This is a genomic window from Serratia sp. CoH_134_PS_4, assembly GCF_058190535.1.
Genome location: NZ_JBXWKI010000007.1, coordinates 131,692 through 157,850 on the forward strand (window position 1 = coordinate 131,692; position 26,159 = coordinate 157,850).

Genomic DNA, 26,159 nt, shown 5'->3' on the forward strand with positions numbered 1-26,159 from the left:
AAACTAGCGGCTCCCCGTTGTTTGCATTAATTCAGCAAGCAAGGGCCAGCGCGTCATCATTTGCGTTAAACGCTCCTGACGCGAAATATCAACATAACTTAATTTTGGTAAAGAAAAGGCGCGGCTGAGAGCCAGCAGATCATCCTGAGTTTCCGGCGGTGCCACTGCATGAAAGCGCGTTAATTGATTATTCATTCTTCCGCCTTTAAAAAATAGGCTAATGTTAATTAACTATAGCAACGTAAAAAAAAGACATGGCCAATAAGATGATTCCTAACAGATATTATTACACAGTTTGTTAGATTTGTTATTATGATCCCAACGACACTATAACTGAATAGCGGCACTCAGTTAGCCACTGACGACACTTTCAACGAAAGTAGAAACATATCCTATGGCGCAATCTTTCTCGTTAGGTATTCGGCAGATTTGGGAAGAACTGTCCGTTATGCAGGCCCCGGGGTTTTATTGGGTGAATGTCGATCGTCAAACCGACGCCAGTTTGCTCTGCCAACAAATCTTAGCCGCCCAGGCTGCAACCAGCCAGGTAGCATTGATTTGCAGCGGAGACAAACCCGACGGGCTTTTGGCTGAGCTGGCCTCCCCCGCCCTGAAAAAAATTCCGCTGTACCAATTACCAGAAAAAAAAGCCGCGCTGACGCATTTCAGCGACGACCTGATGCGCGCCTTAAAACCGCAAAATCGCTTATTAATCCTGTTGGCCCATGCCAGCCTGTGGCAAACCTTCACCAGCGAAGAGTTGCGCAGCTGGACGCGCGCCACCGCCATTTGGCTGCGGCAGCAGGGCTGCACACTGCTCATCCTCAGCCACGGCGGGGGCGTCAACAAGCTCAAAGGGCAGCTCAGCGCACAACACCGTATTCTCAACGGCCTGTCCAACCTGCAGTGGCAACAGGATAGCGCACAGTATCTGGTGAATTGGTGGAGTACCGAAAACGGCATCAATGCCAACCAACTGCTGACTCTCTATGCCGGTGAACACGGCTGGCAGGGCGATGATGACAGCAACAAACCTTCACCAACCTCTATCCGCAGCGATGAGGGCCGTTATCTTGCTCAGCAGAGTATCCTTGAAGGTGCCCCCCCGCTGTCCGCCAACTGGCAACTGCTGGAAAGCAACGCCCTGCTGGCACAACACGGCATGCTGACCCTTTCGGCCACACTGATCTTTGCGCTCTACCAGAGTGATGAAATCGATGCGCTCGCGCATCAAATTCACAGCCTGCGCCGTCAACGAGGCAACGGCTTGAAAATTGTGGTGCGCGAGATGAGTGCCAGCCTGCGTTACAGCGACGAGCGCCTGCTGCTGGCCTGTGGTGCAAACCTGATTGTACCGCACGTGGCGCCGCTGTCGCGCTTTTTAACCATGCTTGAAGGTATCCAGGGTCAACGCTTTTCTCGCCACGTTCCGGCAGATATTGATGCCCTGTTGGCCGGTTTGCGCCCATTGCAACTGAAAGGCTATATGCGGCCAAATGACTTTAGCCAAGCGGTGGTTTCGCTGATGGGTAACACGTTACTGCCAGAAGACGGCAAAGGCGTGATGGTTGCACTCCGTCCGGCACCAGGGCTACGCGCCGAACAGGCGATGACCCTCTGTCATCTGCGCCGTTTCGGTGACGTCATGACGGTGGTACAGGGCCGGCTGGTGCTGTTTCTCTCCACCTGTCGGATTAACGATCTGGATACTGCGATGAAGTTTATCTTCCGGCTGCCGGTGGACGAGGCGTTCAGTAATCGGGTCGTGTGGCATCAGGATGTAGATATTCTTTCAGAAATCAAACGGATGGCGCACAACGCCACTATACCGTTAGCCACCATGGCCGCACCTGCAACGCCGCGCCACGCTACCGCTGTCGCAGACAGCCCACAGGAGCGTCGTCAACCGGTGCCCTTCACGTTGGCTAGCGGTACACAGGAGAATAAACATGTTGAATCTTAACGATATTATTCAGTTGATTATTCTGTGTGCGATCGTTTTTATTCCGCTGGGTTATGCCTTTCACCGACGCTTCCCTCACTGGCGTCAATACTGGCAAAACCTGTTGTTATCACCGCGCTATTTAAAATCCGTCGGGTTATGGGTGCGCGAAGGTTCTTCATCTCAGATTAAGCGTAAGAAACAGCCATGAAGCCAACAAACAACCCGCTTTCCGATAATTCCCTGTGGCGCTACTGGCGTGGGCTGGGCGGCTGGAACTACTACTTTCTGGCCAAGTTTGGCCTGCTGTGGTTCGGTTACCTGAACTTCCATGCGCTACCGAATCTGGTGTTCATGGCATTCCTGCTGATGCCGATACCGGCGCTTCGCCTGCACCGCTGGCGTCATTACATTGCCATCCCGATAGGCATCGCGCTGTTCTACCACGATACCTGGCTCCCCGGCATCAACAGCATTATGAGTCAGGGTTCGCAGTTGACCGGCTTCAGTGCCCAATATCTGCTAGAACTGACAAACCGCTTTATCAACTGGCAGATGGTCGGCGCCGCCTTTGTGATGCTGATTGCCTATCTGTTCCTGGCCCAATGGGTGCGCGTCACCGTATTCACTGTCGCTGCACTGGTGTGGCTCAACCTGGTTAACATCGCCGGGCCGGCAGTATCGCTGCTGCCAACCAGCGTCACCACCGCGTCCACCAACAGCACACCGGCGACGACAACCCCGGCGGCCGGGGGAAATAACGCACCGGCAGACAGTGCGCCGCCAACCAGCGCGAATCTGACGGCCTACCTGAACCAGTTCTACGACAAGGAAAAAGCCCGCGCCACCGCGTTCCCGGCGACCTTGCCTGCCGATGCCCAACCGTTTGACCTGTTGGTCATCAATATCTGTTCGCTGGCCTGGGCCGATATGGATGCGGTGAATCTGCAAAACCATCCGCTGTGGTCGAAGATGGACATCATGTTCGACAACTTCAACTCCGCGACCGCCTACAGCGGCCCGGCCGCGATACGCCTGCTGCGCGCCAGTTGCGGACAGCTCTCGCACCACGACCTGTATCAGCCGGTCAATCAGCAATGTTATCTATTTGATAATCTTGCCAAGCTGGGCTTTAAAGAACAGCTGATGCTGGATCACTCCGGCGTGTTTGGTAACTTCCTGAAAGAACTGCGTGAGCAGGGTGATATGCAGGCACCCTTGATGTCACAGGCCGGTATCAGCAATGAGCTTGCCTCATTCGACGGTGAACCGATATACAACGATCTGGACTTGCTCAACCGTTGGCTGGATCAGCAGCAAAAGGCCGGTGACGCTCGCACCGCCACCTTCTTCAACGTCATTCCATTGCATGATGGCAACCGCTTCGTTGGCGCAAACAAAAGTGCAGACTATCAGCCACGCGCGCAAAAGCTGTTTGATCAGCTAAACACTTTCCTCGAACAGCTGGAGAAATCCGGTCGCAAAGTGATGGTGGTGATTGTGCCGGAACACGGCGCAGCGCTGGTCGGTGACAAGATGCAGATGTCCGGTTTGCGTGATATCCCAAGCCCGAACATTACCCACACGCCCGTGGGTATCAAGCTGGTTGGGATGAAAGCTCCACATCAGGGGAGCCCTCTAGAGATCAAAACACCAAGCAGCTATTTGGCTCTGTCAGAGCTGGTCTCTCGTTTGGTCGATGGCAAAGCATTCACGGCACCGAGTGTGGACTGGCAGGCGCTGACGCAAAACTTGCCGCAGACTGCGGTTATTTCGGAGAATGACAACGCTATTGTGATGCAATACCAAGGCAAGCCGTATATCCGGTTGAACGGCGGCGATTGGGTGCCTTATCCACAGTGACTCAATGCAAGACACTCAGGCACGCCTTCGGGCGTGCTTTTTTTATAGGGGTATTAATTCAGGGAGGAACAATGAGTAGCCTCACATTAACATCGGGCATTTTCTTTCATCCCTGACAAACAAAAAACACGAAAAGAAATCGCACTCTCTCGTTAATTATGACCCTGCGAAGATTCCTAATAGTGGCAATTATTCGTAAGGAAATCGTTAAGGGAAATAAGCGAAATTAATAAAGATAAAATATCCAATCAATAATCTAATTCATCGACTGACTCCCTAAATAAAAAAATGCCGGCATAAATGCCGGCATTTAAATGAATGCTCTGTAATAACAATACTATGCCGCAGGATTTTCATCCTGATCGACCGCAAAGCAGGCCACCATCTGTTCGCCGTATTGCTTCAACTGAGGTTGTAACTGGGTGCAGGGCCCAAACGCACGACGGCACCGGGCATTGAAAGCGCAACCTGGCGGCGGGTTCATCGGGCTAGGCAGCTCGCCGGTCAACTTGATGCGCTCGCGACGCATATCCGGGTTCAGACGCGGTGTCGCAGAGAGCAGCGCCTGGGTATACGGATGTCGTGGGTTGTTGAAAATGGCGTCTTTACTGCCTTTCTCCACGCAACGACCGAGATACATCACCATGACTTCGTCGGCAATGTGTTCCACCACCGATAAATCATGTGAGATGAACACATAGGACAGCCCCAGATCCTGTTGCAGGTCCATCATCAGGTTCAGCACCTGCGCACGCACCGACACATCCAGAGCGGAAACAGGTTCATCGGCAATTACCACGTCAGGGTTAAGCATCAACCCGCGCGCGATTGCAATACGCTGCCGTTGACCGCCAGAAAACATGTGTGGATAGCGATCGTAATGCTCGATTTTCAGTCCAACCTTGGCCATCATTTCCAGCGCTTTCTCACGACGCTCCGCACTGCTCAGCCCGGTATTGATCTGCAACGGCTCCTCGAGGATCTGCCCAACCTTTTTGCGCGGGTTGAGCGATCCATAAGGATTCTGGAACACGATCTGGATCTTCTGTCGGCGCAGTTTCTCGGCGGTCACATCCGGCTTCAGCAAATCCTGCCCCTGGTAGTACAGCTCACCCCCCGTCGGCACTTCAATCATCGTCAGCAGGCGTCCCAGGGTCGATTTGCCGCACCCGGACTCACCCACCACTGCCAGCGTTTTTCCACGCTCAAGCGTGAAAGAGACACCGTCCAGCGCTTTAACCAGCCGTTCCGGGGCAAATATCCCCTTCTTGACCGGGTAGTGTTTCTTCAGGTCAATCGCCTGCAATAAGGGTTGGTTCTGGCTCATACGGTCGGCCTCCCCGCATCATCCAGCGGTGTGTGACATTTAACCTGGCGGCCGGGAATGCTACGCAATTCCGGCTCCTCAGTGCGGCAACGCTCAGTGGCATAGGGGCAACGTGGGTTGAGCAAACAGCCGCTTGGACGGTCATATTTCCCCGGCACCACACCCGGCAACGAAGCCAGACGCGCCTTGTCGGCAGCGAATTCCGGCAGCGCACGCAACAGTGCTTGAGTGTAAGGATGACGCGGCGCGCGGAAGATTTCTGCCGCCTTGCCGGACTCCACCACCTGACCGGCATACATCACGATAATGTGATGCGCGGCCTCGGACACCAGCGCCAAATCATGAGTGATCAGCAACAGCGCCATATTTTCACGCTGCTGCAACTCCAGCAGCAGTTCGATAATTTGCGCCTGAATGGTCACGTCGAGTGCCGTGGTCGGCTCATCGGCAATCAGCAATTTCGGCCGACAGGCAATCGCCATGGCGATCATCACGCGTTGGCTCATCCCACCAGAAAGCTGATGCGGGTACACGTCCAAGCGCGAGGCCGGATCGGGGATGCCCACCTGCGTGAGCAGATCAATAGCCCGTTGGCGACGGGTACGACGATTGCCGCCCTGATGCACCTTCAGCGCTTCCATAATCTGGAAACCGACGGTGTAACACGGGTTAAGGCTGGTCATCGGATCCTGGAAAATCATCGCCACTTCCGAGCCCACCAGTTGGCGGCGCTCTTTTTCGGAAATTTTGCGCAGATCTTGGCCGTTAAACTCCAGCTTTTCGGCCATAACCTTACCGGGAAAATCGATCAGCCCCATAATCGCCAGCGAACTGACCGACTTGCCGGAGCCGGATTCACCGACAATACCCACCACCTGACCCTGCTCCACGCTATAACTGATACGGTCTACCGCACGGAAGGGTGTACCTTCGTCACCGAAGTGCACCGAAAGCTTGTCTACATTTAATAACGCCATCTCTCTCGTCCTCTGTTACTGCTTGAGTTTGGGGTCGAGAGCGTCACGCAAACCGTCCCCCATCAGGTTAAATGCAAGCACCGTCAGCAGAATCGCCACACCGGGGAAGGTCACCACCCACCAGGCGCTTTGGGCAAACTGCAGCACGTCGGAGAGCATGGTGCCCCACTCCGGCGTTGGCGGTTGCGCACCCATACCCAGAAAGCCGAGAGCAGCCATATCCAGAATGGCGTTTGAGAAACCAAGAGAAGCCTGGACGATCAGCGGTGCCAGGCAGTTTGGCAAGATATTGATAAACATTTGGCGCAGCGCACCGGCCCCCGCCACGCGCGAAGCGGTGACGTAGTCGCGGTTCACTTCCACCAGTACCGCCGCCCGTGTCAGTCGTACGTAATGCGGCAAGGCGACGAAGGTTAACGCCAGCGAAGCATTGACGATCGACGGGCCGAAAATCGCTACCAGCACCAACGCCAGCAACAGGCTCGGCAACGCCAACATGATGTCGACGATACGCATGATGATAGCATCCACCACGCCGCCGAAATAACCGGCCAGCAGGCCCAACACCACGCCCATGATCAGCGAAAGCACCACCACCAGACAGCCGACCAGCAGCGACAGTCGTGCGCCGTACATCAGGCGTGACAGCACATCGCGGCCCACATCATCGGTACCAAGAAGATATTGCCAGCTGCCGCCTTCCTGCCAGACCGGGGGCTTAAGCAACGCATCACGGAACTGATCCGCCGGTGCATGCGGTGCCAGTACCCCGGCGCCAATGGCAATTACGAACATCAAAATGATGTAAACCAGGCCAACGACGGCCCCTTTATTGCGCTTGAAATAGTGCCAGAACTCTTGAAACGGGCTCATTGGCTTCGGCGCACCTTTAACTACAGACTCAGTGATTTGAGACATCAGAGCGCCCCTTATTTCTTGTGGCGAATACGCGGATTGACCACGCCGTAGAGAACATCTACCAGCAGGTTAACCAGAATAATCATACAGGCGACCAGCAATACGCCGCCCTGAACGACCGGATAGTCGCGACGTTGCAGCGCATCCATCAGCCAACGCCCTAGCCCCGGCCAGGAGAAGATGGTCTCCGTCAGAATCGCACCGGCGAGCATCGTACCGACCTGCAGACCGATCACCGTCACTACCGGCAACAAGGCATTACGGAGCGCATGCACCACAATCACTCGCATGCGGCTCACACCCTTCGCACGCGCGGTACGGATGTAGTCTTCGCCGAGCACTTCCAGCATTGAGGAGCGGGTCATACGCACGATAACGGCCAGAGGAATGGTACCCAATACGATTGCTGGCAGAATCATGTGCATCACAGCATCAATGAAGTCTCCAGGCTGGCCCCAGATCAGGGTGTCGATCAGCATAAAACCGGTTAACGGCAAGGTATCGTCCAGGAACACCGTGTCACTGACCCGTCCCGAGACCGGCGTCAGGTTTAACTGCACCGACACCAGCATGATCAGCATCATGCCCCACCAGAAAATCGGCATCGAATAGCCGGTCAGTGAAATGCCCACTGCGGTATGATCGAATATCGAGCCTCGCCTGACCGCCGCCAGTACCCCCACCGGAATCCCGACCAGCACGGCGAAAAGCATCGCGCAGACGCCGAGTTCCAACGTCGCTTTAAAACGCGGGACAAACTCTTCCCATACGGAAATACGGCTTTTGAGGGACGTACCCAGGTCACCATGCAATACGTTGGATACGTAAGTGAAATACTGTTGATAGAGCGGTTTATCCAGCCCCATTTCCGCCATCAGCTGTGCATGGCGTTCTGCGGAGATCCCGCGTTCCCCGGCCATGATGGTCACCGGGTCACCCGGGATCATATGGACGAATGCAAAAGTCAGCAAAGTTATGCCGATAAACGTTGGGATAACTAACCCCAAACGTCGGAGTATGAACTGCAACATATCCCGAACTCTCTGTATCAATGCCCGGCAGCTCATCGTCCGCCAGGCTTATTAAAGCTCACACACTTTGAAAAACCCTGATGCCGTACGCCGGAGACTGCTCAGCAGGAGCGCAACCTGTTGCGCCCCTGCCAAGTCCATTCGTGTGTCGCCGACTGAACGGTCAGAATTAATCTAGAGAGACATTCTCAAAGTGATGCTTACCAAGCGGATCCACGACGTAGCCCTTCACTTCCTTACGCACTGGCTCGTACACGGTGGAGTGGGCGACAATCAGTGCCGGAGCCTGATCGTGCATCACTACCTGAGCTTGCTTGTAAAGTTCTACACGTTTTTCGTGGTTCGATTCGGCGCGCGCCGGTTGGATCAGATCTTCAAACGGCTTGTAGCACCAGCGAGAATAGTTGGAGCCGTCTTTCGCTGCGGCGCAGCTAAACAGCGTGGCGAAGAAGTTGTCCGGATCCCCATTGTCGCCGGTCCAGCCCATCATCACCGTCTGATGTTCGCCCGCTTTAGCGCGCTTGAGGTATTCACCCCACTCATAGGTCACGATTTTGGCTTTCACGCCGATTTTCGCCCAGTCGTTCTGGATCATTTCTGCCATGCGACGTGCGTTCGGGTTGTACGGACGTTGTACCGGCATCGCCCACAGATCGATGGAGAAACCGTCTGCCATGCCCGCTTCTTTCAACAGCTCTTTGGCCTTGACCGGATCGTAGGTGTAATCTTTCACCGCGTCGTTATAGCCCCACATGGTCGGTGGGATCAGGTTTTTAGCCGCCTGGCCTGCACCCTGATACACCGCATCGATGATCGCCTGCTTGTTGACGGCCAGGGTCAGCGCCTGACGCACTTTCAGGTTATCCAGGGGTTTTTTCTCAACGTTGAACGACAGGTAGCCCACGTTCAGCCCCGGTTGTTCCATCAGGTTGATGGTTTTGTCCTGCTTCATGCGTGCGATATCCGCCGGATTCGGGAACGGCATGACCTGGCATTCGTTTTTCTGCAGCTTGGCGTAACGCACTGAAGCGTCAGGCGTGATGGAGAACACTAAACGATCGATTTTCGGCTTGGTGCCCCAGAAACCGTCGAAGGCCTTATACAGAATTTTGGAGTCTTTCTGGTATTGCAGCAGTTGGAACGGACCGGTGCCGATAGGGTTCAGGTCGACTTTCTCTGGCGTGCCGGCCTTCATCATCACATCGGCGTATTCGGCAGACAGAATGGAAGCGAAGTCCATGCCCAGATCAGCCAGGAACGGTGCTTCCGGACGGTTCAGCACGAAGCGCACGGTGGAATCATCCACTTTTTCAATTTTGGCGATCAGCTTCGGCATGTCCATGCCTTCAAAGTACTCATAGCTGCCGCCGGAGACTTTGTGATAGGCATTATTCGCGTCCAACTGGCGTTCGAAGGAGAACACCACGTCGTCGGCGTTGAAGTCACGGGTCGGCTTGAAGTCTTTGCTGCTCTGCCACTTCACGCCTTTACGCAGGTGGAAGGTGTAGACTTTGCCGTCTTCGCTAACGTCCCATTTTTCAGCCAGGCCCGGCTGCAGTTCGGTGGTACCGATTTTGAATTCGACCAGACGGTTGTAAATTGGCACCGAGCTGGCGTCATAGGTGGTACCCGAGGTGAACAACTGCGGGTTAAACCCTTCCGGGGAACCTTCAGAACAGTAAACCAACGTCTTGGCTTGCACGCTGGCCGCAACGGTCAGCGCAATCAGCCCGATACCGAATTTCAGAATCCCTGTTTTTCCCAAGGAACTTGTCATCGCGAGTGCTCCATTATGTGATGTGATGTGTGTATACCCTGCATCTTTCAAACTGCTGCGGCGTTGTCTGCGCTCTCTCACCCCAGTCAACTAAGCTCCCGGGGATTCATTCGATTGCCGCCTTGCTGCAGCTCGAAAGCTATTGGGTAATTACCGCCAGAGCCTGTATTTTTTATTGCGCGGCCTGTGCAGTCAGTGCCCGAAGGCTGGAAGGGATAATTGCTCGAGAGAGCCGGGTGGAACGTATCCCGGTGGGGGCGTCTGAGCGCGTGGAATTCACTCAAACAACTCTCGCTCTTACCCCTGAGGCTACCAAATTGCCAACTGTTTGGGGTGTCGTCAATATAACCAGTAGGGATTTACACAGACTGTGAGAAACAGCAAACAAACATAAAAAAAACCTTTCTTTAACAGTTACAGCATTAAAAATTATGCTATGCGGTTATTTTTAGTTCGATAGGCTACATGCCTGAAAGTTACTGGTGTTTAACTCCGATAAAAAACGGAAAAAGTTTGTTGCTGAATGATGAATATCTGAACGGTTATTTTTGTGATCGGCGTTAAAGACAGGATGAAATGCTGATTCCTTACCCGAAAGGGTGAGGCATTCCCGCACTTTTTAATCGAAGAGACGCCACAATCACTGCGCCGTAAAAAAACTTTCCTCTACCAAAAAGCCGGGGGCAAAGAAATATCCCCCGGCAACGTCGTACAATCGATTTATGGCGTGCCGGCACTGTTGCCCAGGCTGCTATTCATGTTGTTCAGAATGTCGCCGTTGTCAGCGTCAATCTCCCAAGAGAACAACCCACCCAACTGCTTATCCAACACATACTTGCCCTTTGCCTGCACCGAGCGTGCATCGTCGAACGTGATCAAATCGCCCGTTGAAGGTTTGAACACGTAAGGCGCTTCGGCGGTGGCGTCGTAGCTGTACTGCCATTCACCGCTCATGAACTGATTGGCGATTTGGCGATAATCCACGATGCCATTTTCCCAGGTCCCTTTTACCGGACCGGTCGCGGTGCCAGTGAACGGAATGTTGTTCTGGTAGCCATTCACACCGGTCCAGCCACGGCCATACATGGCCGTACCCACGACGATTTTGCCCGGCTTCACACCCTGCGTCAGCAGCGCATTAACGCCATTCACCGTGGTATATGCCGTATCCGGTTTCCAGGATGGTGCTTTCAGTGCCGTCTGGTGGCCCAGGTTTTTCAGATCGAACGCGCCATAGAAGTCGTAGCTCATCAGGAAGATGTGGTCCATCGAGTTCTGTGCGGTGTTGTAATCTACCTTGTCGATCTTGTCCTTGCCGGCGCTGATGGCAGAGGTCAGTTCATACTTGCGACCGGTTTCTGCCGAAAGCTGGTCCAGCATGGCCCGCAGCTCTTTCATCAATTGCACATAGGTCGCCCCATCCTGCGCATTGCCCAGTTTCGGGTTAGCACCCTGTCCGCCCGGGAATTCCCAGTCGATATCCACACCGTCAAAGAACTTCCAGGTTTGCAGGAACTCCTTCACCGAGCCGACGAAACGATCGCGCTTCACCTTGTCGCCCATGAAGAAGAATGGGTCAGACAGTGTCCAGCCGCCGATCGATGGCAGGATTTTCAGGTCTGGACGCGCCTGCTTCAGCGCCATCAACTGACCAAAGTTCCCTTTGTAGGGGTCATCCCAGGCGGTAACGCCCTTTTGACCTTTCTGCAGCGCCGCGAACGGATCGTGGATCGACACTTTAAAGTCTTCACGGCCTTGGCAGGAACGCTGCAACGCCTGGAAACTGCCTTCGATCTCTTTCAGACTGTCGTTAATGCCATCACCGCCACAGATCGGGATAAACCCATACAGCAAATGCGTCAGGTTTTGCGCCGGCAATTTATCGACGGTGAAATTACGGCCGTAAACGCCCCATTCAACAAAATAAGAACCGACCACTTTCCCGGAGTCTTGCTTATAAGGCTTATTTTTTTCCAACAGCGGTTCTTTTAAGGGAGCCAAATGACTGCCGTCGGTATCGGCCACAACAATTTCGGTTGCGTCACTGGCGGTACAACCATCGGCATTGCATAAGGCTACCTGCATTTGATAACGGCCACCTTTATTCACCTTAAAGTTTGCCGTACCTGAAGCGCCGGTTGAGGCACCGCTCCAAACTTCTTTGCCATTTAATAAGACTTTTGCCGTAGTGCCGGTATCGCCATTCCATAAATTCCATGAAACAGAAACATCGGCGGCATTTTTTACCTTCACCAGATTATTATAAGCCGTCGCAGCCTGATCGACCTCGACAATGGCGAACTTGGTATTGCCCCAGGCCAACGTCGGTTTGCCCGGTGCGGCGGCCTGGGCAGCAGAGCAGAGCGTGCTGCCGATCAACAGTGCCAACAGAGGTTTATTAAATTTGCGCATAACTGATTCCTTTATTCCGAGAGGATAAACGTAAACTATTTAATGACGGCCGCCCATTATCGGAGCAAAACAATCCCGCAATAATCCTGGCCGATTAAAGTAAATAAAAACGCATCTTTTCACGCAGCGGGAATTATCATTCTCGCGTTGTGCATTCAGACTATAGATAAAATAATCGTTAAAACAAGATGGCTATCAACCGGGTTTTATTAATCAGCGATGAATTTATTTAACAATGAATAACTGCTGTCAATAGGAATAAGGAATGTGAATTAATTACAGGGAAAGGACAACTATTTTTCATAGCAATGATGTCATCATTGACATCAAATTTAACTTGATGGTAGCGTAAACATCAACAAGGAATGTTCAATGCCTGCGACACTCGTAATGAACAGACGCATTTGGTTGGATGCAAACAGTTTGCTCAGCCTGGTTGTCTGGGATGTCACTCCCTCAGTGAGAGGCAGCAATCACAAGTACAAATACCGTTTGGCCTATGTGGTAGAGGGTAAATGCGTATTACGCTATGACAATGAAGCGGGTAAAGGTGATCATAAGCACCAGGGTGCAGCCGAGATCCCGATAGAGTTTATTGATATTAACAGGCTGGTTGATGATTTTGTTGTGGAAGTAAACCAGCTCAGGAGGCCAAAATGCGCACTCTGATGGTAAGTGTAATGCCTGTCCAACAGGCGATTGACGGGCTTAAAACGGATTTTTCCAAAGCCTTATCCGGTACTGATGTAGGCAACAGGCTAATATTCCCTGATGTCAAAACGCTGACCTATGTATTACTGAACACGAATCGAATGACGCTGCTAGAAACAATGACCGGCGTGGAAGCCATGTCAATTCGAGAGCTATCCAGACGACTCAATCGGGATTTCAAAGCCGTGCATACGGATGTTCAGGCTTTGCTTAATGCCGGTGTCTTAGATAAGAAAGGCACGAAGATAATCTTTTCTTATGACGAAATCCATTTTGACTTCGTCACAGGCAAAGCGGCCTGAAGAACAAATAACAGGCGAAAAAAAACCTGCTTTAAAAAGCAGGTTTTTCGAATGTGGTCGGCGAGAGAGGATTCGAACCTCCGACCCACTGGTCCCAAACCAGTTGCGCTACCAAGCTGCGCTACTCGCCGATGCGGGGCGCATCTTACTGCTGACGATAATACGCGTCAATCACTTTCTTGCCCCGGCCAATCAAGTGGTGATAAAAGCGGCATAAAGCGCAGTACAGAGCCCTGTACCGCGCTTTGACGTTACGCCTGCGCGGTTTTCAACGCCGGTGATTGGGCGCGCAAGAACGGCAGCAGGAACAGCGCTGACAAACAGGCGGCGATTGAGATCACCACGAAGAAACCGTTCCAGTGCCAAATTTCCATGATCCGGGCAATCGGATAACCGGACAACGCCGCACCCAGATAGGCAAACAGGCCAACAAAGCCGGTTGCCGCGCCAGCAGCGTCCTTGTGCGAACATTCCGCCGCCGCCATACCGATCAGCATCTGCGGGCCAAAGATGAAGAAGCCGATGGCAAAGAAGCAGGCAGCCTGCAGCAGGAAGGTCACACCCGGCATGAGCCACAACGCGGCGACTGACAGGAAGATACCGATAGCGAAAATCAGGTTCATTGGCCCACGGTTACCGCGGAACAGTTTGTCAGACCCCCAGCCCGCCACCAGCGAGCCAATAAAGCCGCCCACTTCAAACAGAGAGATGGCCGAGTTGGCGGTCATCAGCGAATAGCCTTTTTCCTGCGTCAGGTACAGGTTACCCCAGTCGTTGATGGCGGTACGCACGATGTACACCAGGACGTAAGAGACCGCCAGCAGCCAGATGTATTTGTTGGTCAACACGTAACGCTTGACGATTTCCCGGTTGCTCAGCCCCTGGCCTTCCGATTCTTGCACCAGCTCCATGGCGTCGTTACGCCACTTACCGACGCTAGGCAACCCCATGGTGGACGGCTTGTCGCGCAGACGCCAGCACATCAACAGCCCCAACACCACACCGATGATGCCCGGAATAATCATGCCGTAGCGCCAGCTGAAGTGCAGCGAGATAAAGCCGACCAGCAGGGGGATCAGTGCGCCACCAAAGTTGTGCGAGGTGTTCCAAATCGCCCACCAGCCGCCGCGCTCGGAGCGGGAGTACCAGCTGGTAAGAATTTTGGAGCATGGCGGCCAGCCCCAGCCCTGGAAGAAGGCGTTGAGGATCCACAGCGTACCCAGCATCAGCAACGAAGAGCTAAGTCCGAAGAAAATATTGAGTATGCCGGTCATGATCAGGCCCAACCCCATAAAATAACGCGGGTTGGAACGATCGCTGATCATGCCTGAGATAAATTTCGAACAGCCGTAGGTGATGTAAAACAGCGTGCCAAGGATGCCGACATCGGACATCGTCAGGCCAAGATCGCTCAGCATCGCCGGCATGATGAAGTTGAAGCTTTTGCGCGTAAAGTAAAACGCGGCATAACCGATGTACATCGTCCACATCAGTTGGATACGCCAGTATTTATAGCTGGCATCGATCTGTTTTTGATCGGTAACCGGCGGCACATCCTGGCGGCTTTTAAGGAAAGACCACATGTGAAACCTCAGAGAATAGGAAAAGTGCCGCTATCATGCTGCGCGCGCGCGTAAATGACGTACGCCGGATTCCCGACGCGGCTAAGAGTATTTCCTAGTTTTGCCCTTCTGCCGCTGAAACTGTGGGTAAGATCACATTCAAACAGGTGCCGCTCCCCGACGTCAGTCGCAGGCTGCCACCCAGTGCGCTGATACGCTCTTGCATACCGCGCAGACCATAGCCCGGCTCATGATTGGCCAAATCGATACCGATGCCGTTATCGCGAATGGTCAGCAAGATTTGCGGTGGTTGCCCTTTACGATGGCGAAGATGTGCATCCAGCTCAATGCGGCTGGCGGCGGCATGGCGGCAGACGTTAGTCACCCCCTCTTGGCAGACCCGATACAGGGTAATTTTCAGCGTTTCATCCAGCAACGCATCCGGTACCTGCCACTGCATCGTACTCACCAACGACGTATCTTGCGGCAACGACTCACGCAGCATTGCCGCGACCGCCGCCGACAGCGGCAGATTATTCAGCGCAGCGGGCCACAATTGCGTCAGTACGTCGTGGACGCCGTCATACACCCGCAGCGCCAACGTATCTATCGCCTCGGCACAGCCAATGACCTGCGGCTGCGGCGCCAGACGCTTGATAATACTGGCTTGGGTACGGATCACGGTGATAGTTTGCCCGACTTCGTCGTGTAGCTCCCGCGCAACCTCACGCCGAGTCTGCTCTTCCGCTGTCACCAACGCGCGTGCCAGTTGACGGTTCTCTGCCAAGCGCAAACGGAGTTGTTGATTTAGCTCTCGTTGGCGCTGAATCCCCGCGCCGAGCAGCAAACCGGTGAGACTCTGGGCCAATAGCGACAGCAACAGATCGCGATGCGATTCCGGTTGAGGCGGCTCGTTGGCCACCAGCACCACACCGTTGAGCAGCGTCGCCAGCAGCGCCCCCTGCCAGCCATAGCGATAGGACATAAAAACGATCGGGATGGCCAGACAAAACGGCGCGAATCGGCGCAGTTCGGCGGCGTTCACCTGCTGTTGCAGCCAGATACTGAGTGCGAACAACAGCAAATAGCTGGCCAGATGGCGCAGCCGCAAGGTCACAGGTTTATGAATCAGGCCCGGCTCGAGCGGCACCCAGATCTGCCGCGCCAGATAATGCCACAGCAACAGACAGGTCGGGGCGATAGTGAAACCGCCCGCCAACCCAAGCAACAGCGCACGGGCACCTTCACCGTTAACCACCTGCCACACCAACGCCTGCAGCAATGCGGCAGCCGCTACCACCGCCCCCTGCATCAGCGGCCATTGCCATTCGCTGTCACTTTGTTGATGCCGCAGCAACCAAGGGGAAGCCACCAGGCTGAGCAGTACCGTCAACACCAGTACCACGACCGAGGCCCACAGCGCCGGCCCGTAACCGAATTGATCCGCCAACAACACCATCAGCAGTAAGTCAGCCAGCAAAATACCCGGCCAGAAGCGGTAAGGGCTTTGCAGCAGAATGCCCATGCGCAGGCCAAACGGGAATAACAACAGCGCCTGCCACGGCGGATCGATTAGCGCCGTGCCGATACCCCACAGGCAAAATGCACTGGTGGCATAGATAAAAAACAGCGCCAGTTGGGTAATCAGGCGCTGCATCACAGGTTTAGCATCCGCTTCGCCAGTTCGACATTATTGTTAATGCCCAACTTGGCAAACAGATTGGCGCGGTGCACGTGTACCGTTTTCGGCGATAATCCCAACGCCGCAGCAATTTCCCGCACCTCTTGTCCCTGCGCCAGCAACAGCGCGATTTCACGTTCGCGACGCGTCAGGGGATCGACCTTGACTCGCGCCAACTGCTGGGCAATTTCAGGCATCAGGTATACGCCCCCACTGGCGACGGTGCGCACCGCGGTGATCAGGTCTTCTGGCTTACAGCGCTTGGACAAAAAACCACAGGCACCGCGTTCCAGGGCCATTTCCACCAGCGCCGGGTTATCATGCATCGACAGCATCACCACGCGAATACCGGAGGGAATATCCGCCAATAAATCCAGCCCGCTGCCGTCCGGCATCGAAATGTCACAAATGCAAATCTCCGCCTCCAAACCCGGCAAACCGGCACGTGCCTGCGTCGCGCTGCTGAATTCCCCGACCACTTGAATGTCCGCCTCCAGCGACAACAGTTGCACAAAGCCCGATCGCACAATGTCATGATCGTCAATAAACGCCACGCGCAAGGTCATGGAAATCTCCAGTTCGAGGGGGAAAGTGCCCAAGTATACCCTATAGCTTTCAAGTTGCAGCTAGGCGCACAGCTCGTTCATCCCCAGGTATTGTAGGGGCGCCGCATGCTGCGCCCGCATTAATCGGGGCGAATTTATTCGCCTCCTACAGTAACTGGGGTGAACGACAAATCTGTCGGGAATAGATTTGAACGCTGCTTGCAGCAGCCCCAAAGGGGCAAGACCCACGGACGGGTCTTGTAAGCAGGTAACAACGCTGCAACGTGAAAGATGACGGGTATATACCGCAAGCCTGAGCCGGATTAATTGATGAAGGAAAGGTATTAACAGCTTTTACCGGGCGCTATGCGCGCCCGGTATTGTAGAGATTACAGCGGTGTTGCCGGCGTTTTGTCCTGAGGAATATTACACCAGTTGTTTTTCGCCACGATGCCGCCGTTTGGCGAGGTGTAACCGAGGCAGCCGAGAATGGTATCGAACAGCTCGACATGGCGATGTGTCTTGCCAACACGCTGTTGAGCCTGCAATTGCTCAAATGCACTGCGATGCTGCGGGTCTTCCAGGAACTTGTCAGACGCCCACACCATCATTGGCACGCGGAACTGCTCCGGTGGGGCCATTTCACGCGGCGTGCCATGCAGGTGCGAGTTCTCGCCAATCGATTCACCGTGATCGGACGAATAGAACACAATCGCCTTCTTCTCCCGCACCTGATCAATCACGTTAGCGATAAAGCTGTCGGTATACAGCACCGAGTTATCGAAGGCGTTGATCAATTGATCCTTGGAACAGAAGTCATCGACGCCGATACACTCAGGCTGATAGCGCGCATAGCTACGTGGATAACGTTGGGAATAGAGATAATGTGAGCCTTTGGTATGCAGGATCACCATGTGTTTGCCCTTTGGATAGCGGGCCAGAGACTCCTTCATTTCATCCACCAGCAACATATCGTCAACCGATTTACCGTCGTTACGTTTCTCGGAGGCAATCATCTCGCGGAACGAATAGTTGTTAACTTCGGTATTGTTGTAGAACCAAACCTCGCTCTGCATGGCGAACAACTCTGAAGTGAAACCCAGCTCCTTCAGTACCGCAAACACGTTTTGTTCTTTCAGGGTACGTTGCGGATTATCGGCCGCCCCACCTTCCCGCACGAACATACAGCGCAGAGAAAGCTTGGTGGCGGTATCACAGGACTCACCGCGGAACGCCGCCAGATTTTTCTCTTTGGACAACCGTGGGGTGGTATCACGATCGTAACCAAGAATACCCATGTGATCCCAACGCGTGGTTTCGCCAATGATAAACACGACATAGGTGTCATCAATATCGGCTGGCGGCACATAGGTAAAATTTTTGGCCGGGTCGAACAGCGTCGCCTGATCCTGGCTCTCGTCGTAACGGGTATAGGCAAACAACCCCAGCGCCGACAGCCAGTTGGATGGCAAATAGGAATGCGCCACGACGCCGCCGTAACTTGGCAGGTCTACATTGGTGATTTTTTCCTGAGCACTTTGTTCGTCGTCCAGCATACGCAGCGGTAGCCACACGAGTGCCACCACGGCCACCAGCACCACCAAGGGCTTCACTCGGTGCCCAGGCGTTTTTAGCTGTTCAATCAGCGTGTAACGCAGATTGTTTTTCCAAATACACAGCAGCGGCAATGCACTGAGCACCACCATCCACAATACAAAGTGCATCCCAACCACTTCTTTAGACAGATCGATATCCGTGGTCATCACCGAAACGACAATGCCGTAACCAATCACCACGTTAAAAAACGTCATGTAATAACTGGCCGCAACGGAGATCAGAACCAACAACGAAGCGGTGATGCGGTAGAACAGCCGGCCGCCAAGCGACACCAGCCGCATAATAAAGAAGGTGAATAGAACGATGGCGATAACCTCAGTTACCGCGGAAATAACCTTAATCCCCTGAATGCCGTGTGAAAACGAATCAAAGCGACGATAAAAAACGGAAAGGTTTAAAAATATGCCGATATAGATCGCTAACAATAACGATAAATTCTGCTGTGATAGCGATTTAACTTTGTTCATTTAACGCGGTGGCTCCGGGGACTGTAACAGTTCTGAATCAATCAGACATTCAATGTGGCCTCAGGTTCAGCCGCTCGGCAATAAGCGCTATTTTGGGGGTAATAATCAAGCGAATTCTCAAATGGCAGGCATTTTTTGCTGCTTTTTGTGAGACGAAACCGGCGTGGGCAAAACAAAAAATGGAGAGATTAAACCCTCCATTTTTTAATGGTATCGGTAAGAGACTTATTTAATGTTCAGCGTGACATCAATATTGCCGCGGGTAGCGTTGGAATAGGGGCAAACGACATGGGCTTTTTTCACCAGGTCTTCCGCCACACTGCGCTCGATACCCGGCAGAGTAATATCCAGTTGTACTTCGATACCGAACCCATTGGGGATTTCACCAATGCCAACGGTGCCGTCAATTTTGGCATCGGCCGGGATTTTCACTTTTTCTTTCGCCGCGACAAACTTCAGCGCCCCCAGGAAGCAAGCCGAATAGCCGGCGGCAAACAGCTGTTCCGGGTTGGTGACGTCACCGCCTGCACCGCCCATTTCCTTCGGCACGCCCAGTTTGACATCCAACACGCCGTCGGATGAGGTCGCACGGCCATCGCGGCCACCGGTTGCTGTGGCATGAGCGCGGTAAACAACTTTTTCAATCGACATAAATCATTCCTTCTTTTGGGTTGGAGGCATGACATCGGATCCCATTGTCTGAATCCGGTCACAGGTATATCTTTTGCGATTAAATCGCACACTACTTATATTGACCACGTATTCTCAGTGTAGCGCAGGATCGTCGATCCTGCGTCTGGCACCGGTCGTCAAATCTGATCGATCAACTTGCCACGCAGCTTTTCCAGCTGCTGCTTGATATTCACGATTTCATCGAGGCTGCAATCGGTGGCACACATCACCGCTTCCGGCACCGCCTGCGCTTTCTCACGCAGCGCGCGCCCGGCATCAGTTAACGCGATAATCACCTGCCGCTCGTCGGCAGTGGCACGGTAACGCACCAACAACCCTGCGCTCTCGAGCCGTTTCAGCAATGGCGTTAACGTTGCCGAATCGAGAAACAGCCGCTCGCCAATGTCCGTGACTCTGACTTCGTCCCGTTCCCACAGCACCAGCATCACCAAATATTGCGGATAGGTGAGCTCAAGCTGGCTCAGCAGTTTGCGATACACCTTGTGCAGCGCCAGATTGGCGGAGTACAGGGCAAAACACAGCTGCTGATCGAGCAGCAGCAGGTTTTTCGCAAGGGGTTGTTCGGCGTCTTTGATTTTCATATTGTGAATATAGGTAGCGCACGATGTAATCGCAAGCTATTTTTAAACCCTGTGCTACGTTTTTAAAACAGAGGATGTCACAGCAGAGTGCTGTGTGGAGGGAATGGACATGACAAACACATTGGCAGAGCGTGCACGCCGTTACGCCACTAAAGCGCATGCGGCGATTGATCAGCGCCGAAAATATACTAATGACGCTTATATTGTTCACCCGCAGGCAGTGATGGAAATTGTCAGTAGCGTGCCGCACAGTGAAGAAATGCTGGCCGCGGCCTGGCTGCACGACACGGTAGAAGATACCCCCACAACGCTCAGCGATATCGAAAGCCATTTTGGGCCGCAGGTCGCCGCCCTGGTTGCGATGCTGACCAACGTCAGCAGCACCGGCAGCGGTAACCGCTTCGAACGCAAAAATCGCGATCGACGCCACAGCGCCACGGCTTCTCCAGAGGCCAAAACCATCAAACTGGCAGATATGATCGACAACACCCGCTCACTGCTTGAATACGATAGCCATTTTGCACGGACCTACCTGATCGAAAAACAGCGGTTGCTGGACGTGCTGACCGAAGGCGATCCGACGCTGTGGCAGCAAGCGCACCACATTGTCGAACAGGGGCTGCAAAAGCTGCAATTACCGCCGCATAACGTCCCGGCAAGCTGGTTCGAACATACGCGCCAGCGCTACCGGGAAAGTGACGCGGCGTAACCGTCAGAAAGTCACCACCGTTTTAAGCGCCGTCACCCAGGCATCTTGCGTTTCGTTGACGCCCGCCGGATGGTGCCAATATTGCACCCCCGGTTGTAACTGCAGCCACGGAGTGACGTTGAAGCGGTAATAGAGTTCCGCCGTCACCGAGTGCCCCGGTACCGGGTGATAGTTGGGATCGTTATAGTCGGTAGCCTTGTTGATTTGATTCAAATAGCGCTGGTTATCCTGATAATGGTTGCTCAGCTTGACCATCGATATGCCCAAGCCCAGCCAATCATCCGGGCGCGCATCAAACAGCCCGCGATAACGAATGCCGGTCGAAGTGGAGTAATGCATATAGTTGGAGCGTTGATCCGCCAGCCCCAGGCTGTAGAACAGACTAAGACCGCGATTAGCGTCATCCGGGTGGCGCGTTACCTGCTGGTTAAAGCCGGTGTACAGGAACCAGGTGCGATCATGGCTGCGATAGCCGTTCGGATCGCTCGCCCCTGGGCCACCAGAGACCCCCTCATACAAATCCTGCTGGCTGGCATTGGTAAATAACACGCCAATATTGTAGACCCCCGGCAACTGATTGACCGCGTTGGTTTTCAATTCCAGTTCCATCGGCAGCAACACGCCCTTGCTGCCCTTGGTCGACCAACTCCAGGCATGGCTGCGGCTTGGGGCACTCGGGTTTTGCTCCAGCACACCGGTTTTAAAGGTCAGCCCATCGGTCAGTTTATATTGCAAGGTGGTGCCCCAGTAGTGGACGTTCCAGTTATACCAAGTCAACGAGTTGGCCGATTTGCCGCCGCACAGGGTCAACGTTTGGAAATCGCAGGGAATGATCTGATCGAAATCCTGCACCTTGTTCATCATGCCAATGCGCCATTGCAGCCGGCGATCGAGAAAACTGCGGCTAAAGGTCAGCCAACCCAACCGGGTGATCGACTGGCCGCCATAGCTTTCCTGCGACAGATCGGTCGGGTTGACGCGGGGATCCTGCAGGCGATCGCGTGTCAGGTTGTTATCATGGTTGCGGTTAACGATATTGCCTTCAATTACCGCATCCGGAATACCCGTCAGCGCCTGCAGATCCTGACTGAAGGTCAGCGAGAACTGATCGATATAAGAAGCCTGCTTGTCGTGGTTATATCCACCGCCAGCGTTATAAGAAAGCTGGCTGAGGTAACCCAGATTATAGTGAAAACCATGATCTTCCAGGATCGGTCTGATCCCTAACATATCCCCCAACAGCCCTGCCTGCGGCGGTTCAAAGCCAAGTGCGACACCTTGCCATTTGGCGGTGGGTGCCTCCACGTCTTTGGCTGACTGCAAGGTTTCGGCCTGTGCGCCGGCGCAGGCCAGCAATAACCCGGCGAGGGTAACAAAGTGAGGTAATGGGTATTTCATTATTATATTTCTCCAACATATTGATACCCGACGGATTTCGAATTGCAGCAAGGCGGCAAGCGTGGGAGTCCCCTGGAGCTTACTGAAGTAAGTGAAAGGGGTGAGCACGCGTCGCCAACAATGCGGCGGTTTGAAATACGGGGGTAGCTGCGGGCAACAGCATTCCCTGGGGGTAATTCCCCAAACATTGGCAGCAGTAGATAAAGGTAATAACCCGGTGGTTGCCACCGGGGGATGGATAAAACTTAGGCTTTGTCTTTCAGGCTGTTACCGTTGCTTTGGATCACATCACGATACCAGTAGAAACTCTTTTTGCGGCGGCGTTCCAGGCTGCCGTTACCGGCATCGTCACGGTCGACATAAATAAAGCCGTAGCGCTTGGACATTTCGGCTTTCGAGGCACTGACCAGATCGATCGGCCCCCAACTGGTGTAGCCCATCACTTCTACGCCGTCGTCGATCGCTTCCGCCACCTGTACCAGATGGTCGTTAAGATAATTGATACGGTAGTCGTCGTTGATGCTGCCATCAGCTTCAATGCGGTCCTTCGCCCCCAGTCCGTTTTCCACGATAAACAGCGGTTTTTGGTAGCGGTCATACAACACATTCAGCAAATAGCGCAGACCAACGGGATCGATCTGCCAACCCCATTCTGAACTGGCTAAGTGCGGATTCGGCACCATATTGAGAATGTTGGCGCGGGCGGCGTTGTTTTGCTGTTCGTCGGTAGTGACGCAGCCGCTCATGTAATAGCTGAAGGAGATAAAATCGATGGTTTCGCGCAGCGCGTGGCGGTCTTCGGCGGTGATCTCGACCTGAATGCCGTTTTCGCGGAAATAACGCCGCATATAGGCCGGATAATCGCCGCGTGCCTGTACGTCGCCAAAGAACAACCAGTCACGGTTTTGGCGCTGGGTTTCCAGCACATCCTCCGGTCTGCAGCTCAGCGGATAGACAATGCCGCCCAGCAACATATTGCCAATTTGGCCGCCCGGCACAATGTCATGGCAGGCTTTTACCGCTTTTGCGCTGGCCACTAACTGGTGGTGGATCGCCTGATAAATCTCGCTCTTGCTGCTGTCTTCCTTCAGCCCGACACCGGTAAAGGGCGCGTGCAACGACATATTGATCTCGTTAAAGGTCAACCAATGCTTGACCTTATGCTTATAGCGTTCGAACACAGTGCGCGCGTAGTGCTCGAAAAATCCGATGGTCTTGCGGTTACCCCACCCGCCGTAGTTCTTCACCAAGCCATACGGCATTTCGTAGTGTGACAGGGTGATCAATGGCTGAATGCCGTACTTTGCCATTTCATCGAACAGCCGGTCATAGAACGCCAAGCCGGCTTCATTCGGGACATCCTCATCGCCCTGCGGGAAAATACGCGTCCAGGCGATAGAGGTGCGCAGGCACTTAAAGCCCATTTCAGCGAACAGCGCGATATCCTGGGGATAACGATGATAAAAATCGATCGCCACGTCCTTGATACCGCTGTCGCCCTCGACCCGCGGTGTTATCGCGCCGAAGATGCCGTGCGGCTGCAAATCAGAGGTCGACAGCCCTTTGCCGTCGGTCTGATAGGCTCCTTCCACCTGATTGGCCGCGACCGCACCGCCCCACAGAAAATGGTCTGGGAATTTGCTGCTCATCGTTTTCTCCTCGGTTAACGTAATAAAGTCAGCAGTGGCGCCTGTTCCTGCACCCTGCTCTCGCCGCTGGCCAAGACCTCGACGTAGTCATCGCTGTTGCTGATGATGATCGGTGTCGTCGTGTCGAAGCCGGCGGCATGGATCGCCGCCTGGTCAAACTCAATCAGTAGATCGCCTGGTTGCACCCGGTCCCCCTCTTGCACATGAGCGCTGAAATGCAGACCGTCGAGCTTGACCGTATCTATGCCGACGTGGATTAAAATCTCCGCGCCATCGTCCGACTCAATGCCGATGGCGTGCCGGGTTTTAAACAATGAGGCCACACGCCCGGCGACCGGCGACACCACCCGGCCTTGCTGCGGGGCAATCGCTACCCCCTTGCCCAACAGACCGCTGGCAAAAGTGGCATCATTGACCTGTTCCAGCGGCATCACGTCACCGGCAATCGGGCTAACAACGCACTCTTTGCGGTTAAGGGGGGCAGGAGGTGTCGGTTCCTCGTGAGTTTCGGCAGGTGCAACACCGAACAGATAGCTGGCCACCGCCGCGAAACAAAACGACAGTAAACTACCGGCGATTGCGCCCCACACCGTGGCGTCAAAGCCAGCGGAAGGAATGATCTGCGCAAAGGTGAAGATGTTCACCAGGCCAAAGGAGTAGGTAGCGGTATGGAAATAACCGATCACCGCCCCACCAAGCGCACCGCCAATACAACCAAAGATAAACGGCCGTTTGTTCGGCAAGGTCACGCCATACACCGCCGGCTCGGTGATACCAAAGATCCCGGCGCCAATCGCGGAACCTGCCAACGCCCGCAATTTGGCATCACGGGTACGCAACATCACACCCAGCGTCGCCCCTACTTGCCCCATCACGGCCGGCAACAGCAGCGGTACCATGGTGTCGCGGCCAAACACGCTCAGGTTGTTGATCATCAACGGCACCAGCCCCCAATGCAGACCGAAGATCACGCACACCTGCCACATCGCTCCCATAAAGGCGCCTGCAATGATGGGATTGAACGCGTAGATGCCCTGATAACCGTTGGCCAACAGGTGGCTAAGCCAGGTTGCCGCGGGGCCAATCAGCAGGAATGTCAGCGGAACGGTAATCACCAGGCACAACAAGGGCGTGACAAAATTGCGCAACGCGCTGTGGATCACCCGGTTAAACAGCGGCTCCAACCGGCATGAAACCCAGGCGGCGAAAATAATCGGAATCACCGACGAGCTGTAGTTGATAAAGGTCAGCGGAATGCCGAAGAAATATTCACGCACCGCGTCAGGCTGCTGTGCGGCATTGAATGCCGCCATCATCAGCGGATGGGTCAATGCACCGCCGATTGCCATGGTAATAAAGGGATTACCGCCGAACTTTTTACCGGCGGTATAACCCAGCATAATCGGCAGGAAATAGAACAGGGCATCGCTGGCGGCAAACAACATTTTATAGGTACCGCTGCTCTCCAGCAGCCAGCCACAAGCCAGGCTCAACGCCAGGAAACCTTTCAGGATCCCCGAAGCCGCCATCACCCCCAACAGCGGTGTAAAAATGCCGGACACCACGTCAATGAATCGGCTAAACAGGTTTTCCTTTTTTCCGTCATCATCCGCCGACACGCCATCACCCAAGCTACCGACCTGATTGACTGCGTTATAAACTTCCGCAACGTGATTACCCACAACCACCTGAAACTGCCCGCCACTTTCCACCACCATGATCACACCGGGATTTTTTTTCAGCGCAGCGGCATCGGCACGCTGGTTGTCGCGCAGTTTGAACCGCAGGCGGGTAGCACAGTGCACCAAACTTCTCACGTTGTCGCGGCCACCGACGCCGGCCAAAATCTCACGGGCTAATGTTTCATATTTCATCGCGTTACCCTTAAAATCCACGTTCTGCCGACCTCCGTAGCGCGATGGCCCATCGCCGTTACGGAATTCAGCGCAAAAAAAAACCTAAACCTCATGGTCTCTGCGCCCAGACGGGAACAGAAA

The 26,159-nt window shown here is 54.0% G+C and carries 22 protein-coding genes and 1 tRNA gene; 6 read left to right on the top strand and 17 right to left on the bottom strand.

Annotation, left to right across the window (positions count from 1 at the left end):
- Window positions 1-3: 3 nt before the first annotated feature.
- Window positions 4-195 carry a cellulose biosynthesis protein BcsR gene (gene bcsR / locus AC2FCQ_RS13070; protein ID WP_490308367.1) on the bottom strand — a complete coding sequence of 64 codons (192 nt, stop codon included), beginning with the start codon at window positions 193-195 and terminating at the stop codon, window positions 4-6.
- Between the two features lie 199 nt (window positions 196-394).
- Between bcsR and bcsE the strand changes: the two genes are divergently transcribed.
- Genes bcsE through bcsG form a run of 3 tightly spaced genes read left to right on the top strand, consistent with a single transcriptional unit; the run spans window position 395 to window position 3,805 of the window.
- Window positions 395-1,963 (top strand): cellulose biosynthesis protein BcsE, encoded by a 1,569-nt coding sequence (gene bcsE, locus AC2FCQ_RS13075; protein WP_404760606.1) that lies wholly within the window; start codon window positions 395-397, stop codon window positions 1,961-1,963.
- Complete coding sequence (gene bcsF, locus AC2FCQ_RS13080) at window positions 1,950-2,153, top strand: cellulose biosynthesis protein BcsF (protein ID WP_209637873.1); 204 nt, start codon at window positions 1,950-1,952, stop codon at window positions 2,151-2,153. Before bcsE ends, bcsF begins: the two co-directional genes overlap by 14 nt.
- The gene (bcsG, locus tag AC2FCQ_RS13085; RefSeq protein WP_490308368.1) at window positions 2,150-3,805 is read left to right on the top strand and encodes a cellulose biosynthesis protein BcsG; all 1,656 of its coding nucleotides are present in this window, start codon (window positions 2,150-2,152) and stop codon (window positions 3,803-3,805) included. Before bcsF ends, bcsG begins: the two co-directional genes overlap by 4 nt.
- Before the next feature lie 337 nt (window positions 3,806-4,142).
- On the opposite strand, the gene dppF is transcribed toward bcsG, so the two are convergent.
- The 6 genes from dppF to chiA form a co-directional block, all read right to left on the bottom strand.
- A complete protein-coding gene (gene dppF, locus AC2FCQ_RS13090; RefSeq protein WP_490308369.1) occupies window positions 4,143-5,132 on the bottom strand; it encodes a dipeptide ABC transporter ATP-binding subunit DppF in 990 nt (329 codons plus the stop codon).
- A complete protein-coding gene (gene dppD / locus AC2FCQ_RS13095) occupies window positions 5,129-6,109 on the bottom strand; it encodes a dipeptide ABC transporter ATP-binding protein (RefSeq protein WP_209637879.1) in 981 nt (326 codons plus the stop codon). The genes dppF and dppD overlap by 4 nt, the downstream gene beginning before the upstream one ends.
- Window positions 6,110-6,124: 15 nt before the next feature.
- The gene (dppC, locus tag AC2FCQ_RS13100) at window positions 6,125-7,027 is read right to left on the bottom strand and encodes a dipeptide ABC transporter permease DppC (RefSeq protein ID WP_209637881.1); all 903 of its coding nucleotides are present in this window, start codon (window positions 7,025-7,027) and stop codon (window positions 6,125-6,127) included.
- Window positions 7,028-7,038: 11 nt separating this feature from the next.
- Entirely contained in the window at window positions 7,039-8,058 is a 1,020-nt protein-coding gene (dppB, locus tag AC2FCQ_RS13105; RefSeq protein ID WP_209637883.1) for a dipeptide ABC transporter permease DppB, read from the bottom strand.
- 169 nt (window positions 8,059-8,227) lie between these two features.
- Window positions 8,228-9,835 (bottom strand): dipeptide ABC transporter periplasmic-binding protein DppA, encoded by a 1,608-nt coding sequence (dppA, locus tag AC2FCQ_RS13110; RefSeq protein WP_209637885.1) that lies wholly within the window; start codon window positions 9,833-9,835, stop codon window positions 8,228-8,230.
- A 720-nt stretch (window positions 9,836-10,555) separates the two neighbouring features.
- Window positions 10,556-12,247: a chitinase ChiA gene (chiA, locus tag AC2FCQ_RS13115; protein ID WP_490308370.1), complete on the bottom strand. Its 1,692-nt coding sequence runs from the start codon at window positions 12,245-12,247 to the stop codon at window positions 10,556-10,558.
- Window positions 12,248-12,619: 372 nt separating this feature from the next.
- Between chiA and AC2FCQ_RS13120 the strand changes: the two genes are divergently transcribed.
- On the top strand, window positions 12,620-12,916 hold the full coding sequence (locus tag AC2FCQ_RS13120) for a toxin-antitoxin system TumE family protein (protein ID WP_265556432.1): 297 nt from the start codon (window positions 12,620-12,622) through the stop codon (window positions 12,914-12,916).
- The gene (locus AC2FCQ_RS13125) at window positions 12,904-13,260 is read left to right on the top strand and encodes an HVO_A0114 family putative DNA-binding protein (protein ID WP_265556433.1); all 357 of its coding nucleotides are present in this window, start codon (window positions 12,904-12,906) and stop codon (window positions 13,258-13,260) included. The genes AC2FCQ_RS13120 and AC2FCQ_RS13125 overlap by 13 nt, the downstream gene beginning before the upstream one ends.
- Before the next feature lie 54 nt (window positions 13,261-13,314).
- Here AC2FCQ_RS13125 and AC2FCQ_RS13130 read toward each other — a convergent pair.
- The 7 genes from AC2FCQ_RS13130 to AC2FCQ_RS13160 form a co-directional block, all read right to left on the bottom strand.
- A tRNA-Pro gene (locus AC2FCQ_RS13130) sits at window positions 13,315-13,391 on the bottom strand.
- Between the two features lie 120 nt (window positions 13,392-13,511).
- Window positions 13,512-14,843 (bottom strand): MFS transporter, encoded by a 1,332-nt coding sequence (locus AC2FCQ_RS13135; protein WP_209637893.1) that lies wholly within the window; start codon window positions 14,841-14,843, stop codon window positions 13,512-13,514.
- 94 nt (window positions 14,844-14,937) lie between these two features.
- Window positions 14,938-16,479 (bottom strand): signal transduction histidine-protein kinase/phosphatase UhpB, encoded by a 1,542-nt coding sequence (gene uhpB / locus AC2FCQ_RS13140; protein WP_490308412.1) that lies wholly within the window; start codon window positions 16,477-16,479, stop codon window positions 14,938-14,940.
- The gene (gene uhpA, locus AC2FCQ_RS13145; RefSeq protein ID WP_265556435.1) at window positions 16,479-17,069 is read right to left on the bottom strand and encodes a response regulator transcription factor UhpA; all 591 of its coding nucleotides are present in this window, start codon (window positions 17,067-17,069) and stop codon (window positions 16,479-16,481) included. The genes uhpB and uhpA overlap by 1 nt, the downstream gene beginning before the upstream one ends.
- Window positions 17,070-17,437: 368 nt before the next feature.
- Window positions 17,438-19,132: a kdo(2)-lipid A phosphoethanolamine 7''-transferase gene (eptB, locus tag AC2FCQ_RS13150; protein ID WP_209637898.1), complete on the bottom strand. Its 1,695-nt coding sequence runs from the start codon at window positions 19,130-19,132 to the stop codon at window positions 17,438-17,440.
- 225 nt (window positions 19,133-19,357) lie between these two features.
- Window positions 19,358-19,783, bottom strand: coding sequence for an organic hydroperoxide resistance protein (locus AC2FCQ_RS13155; protein WP_209637900.1), 426 nt, complete (start codon window positions 19,781-19,783; stop codon window positions 19,358-19,360).
- Window positions 19,784-19,941: 158 nt separating this feature from the next.
- Window positions 19,942-20,406, bottom strand: coding sequence for a MarR family winged helix-turn-helix transcriptional regulator (locus tag AC2FCQ_RS13160; RefSeq protein WP_265556438.1), 465 nt, complete (start codon window positions 20,404-20,406; stop codon window positions 19,942-19,944).
- 109 nt (window positions 20,407-20,515) lie between these two features.
- Here AC2FCQ_RS13160 and AC2FCQ_RS13165 point away from each other — a divergent pair, with 109 nt between their 5' ends.
- Window positions 20,516-21,115 carry an HD domain-containing protein gene (locus AC2FCQ_RS13165; RefSeq protein ID WP_490308371.1) on the top strand — a complete coding sequence of 200 codons (600 nt, stop codon included), beginning with the start codon at window positions 20,516-20,518 and terminating at the stop codon, window positions 21,113-21,115.
- A 3-nt stretch (window positions 21,116-21,118) separates the two neighbouring features.
- Here the strand turns inward: AC2FCQ_RS13165 and AC2FCQ_RS13170 are convergent, their stop codons facing one another.
- From AC2FCQ_RS13170 to bglF, 3 genes are all read right to left on the bottom strand, one after another.
- The gene (locus AC2FCQ_RS13170; protein WP_490308372.1) at window positions 21,119-22,513 is read right to left on the bottom strand and encodes a carbohydrate porin; all 1,395 of its coding nucleotides are present in this window, start codon (window positions 22,511-22,513) and stop codon (window positions 21,119-21,121) included.
- Window positions 22,514-22,758: 245 nt separating this feature from the next.
- On the bottom strand, window positions 22,759-24,162 hold the full coding sequence (locus AC2FCQ_RS13175; protein ID WP_490308373.1) for a glycoside hydrolase family 1 protein: 1,404 nt from the start codon (window positions 24,160-24,162) through the stop codon (window positions 22,759-22,761).
- Window positions 24,163-24,176: 14 nt separating this feature from the next.
- Window positions 24,177-26,036 (bottom strand): PTS beta-glucoside transporter subunit IIABC, encoded by a 1,860-nt coding sequence (gene bglF, locus AC2FCQ_RS13180; RefSeq protein ID WP_490308374.1) that lies wholly within the window; start codon window positions 26,034-26,036, stop codon window positions 24,177-24,179.
- Window positions 26,037-26,159 lie beyond the last annotated feature (123 nt).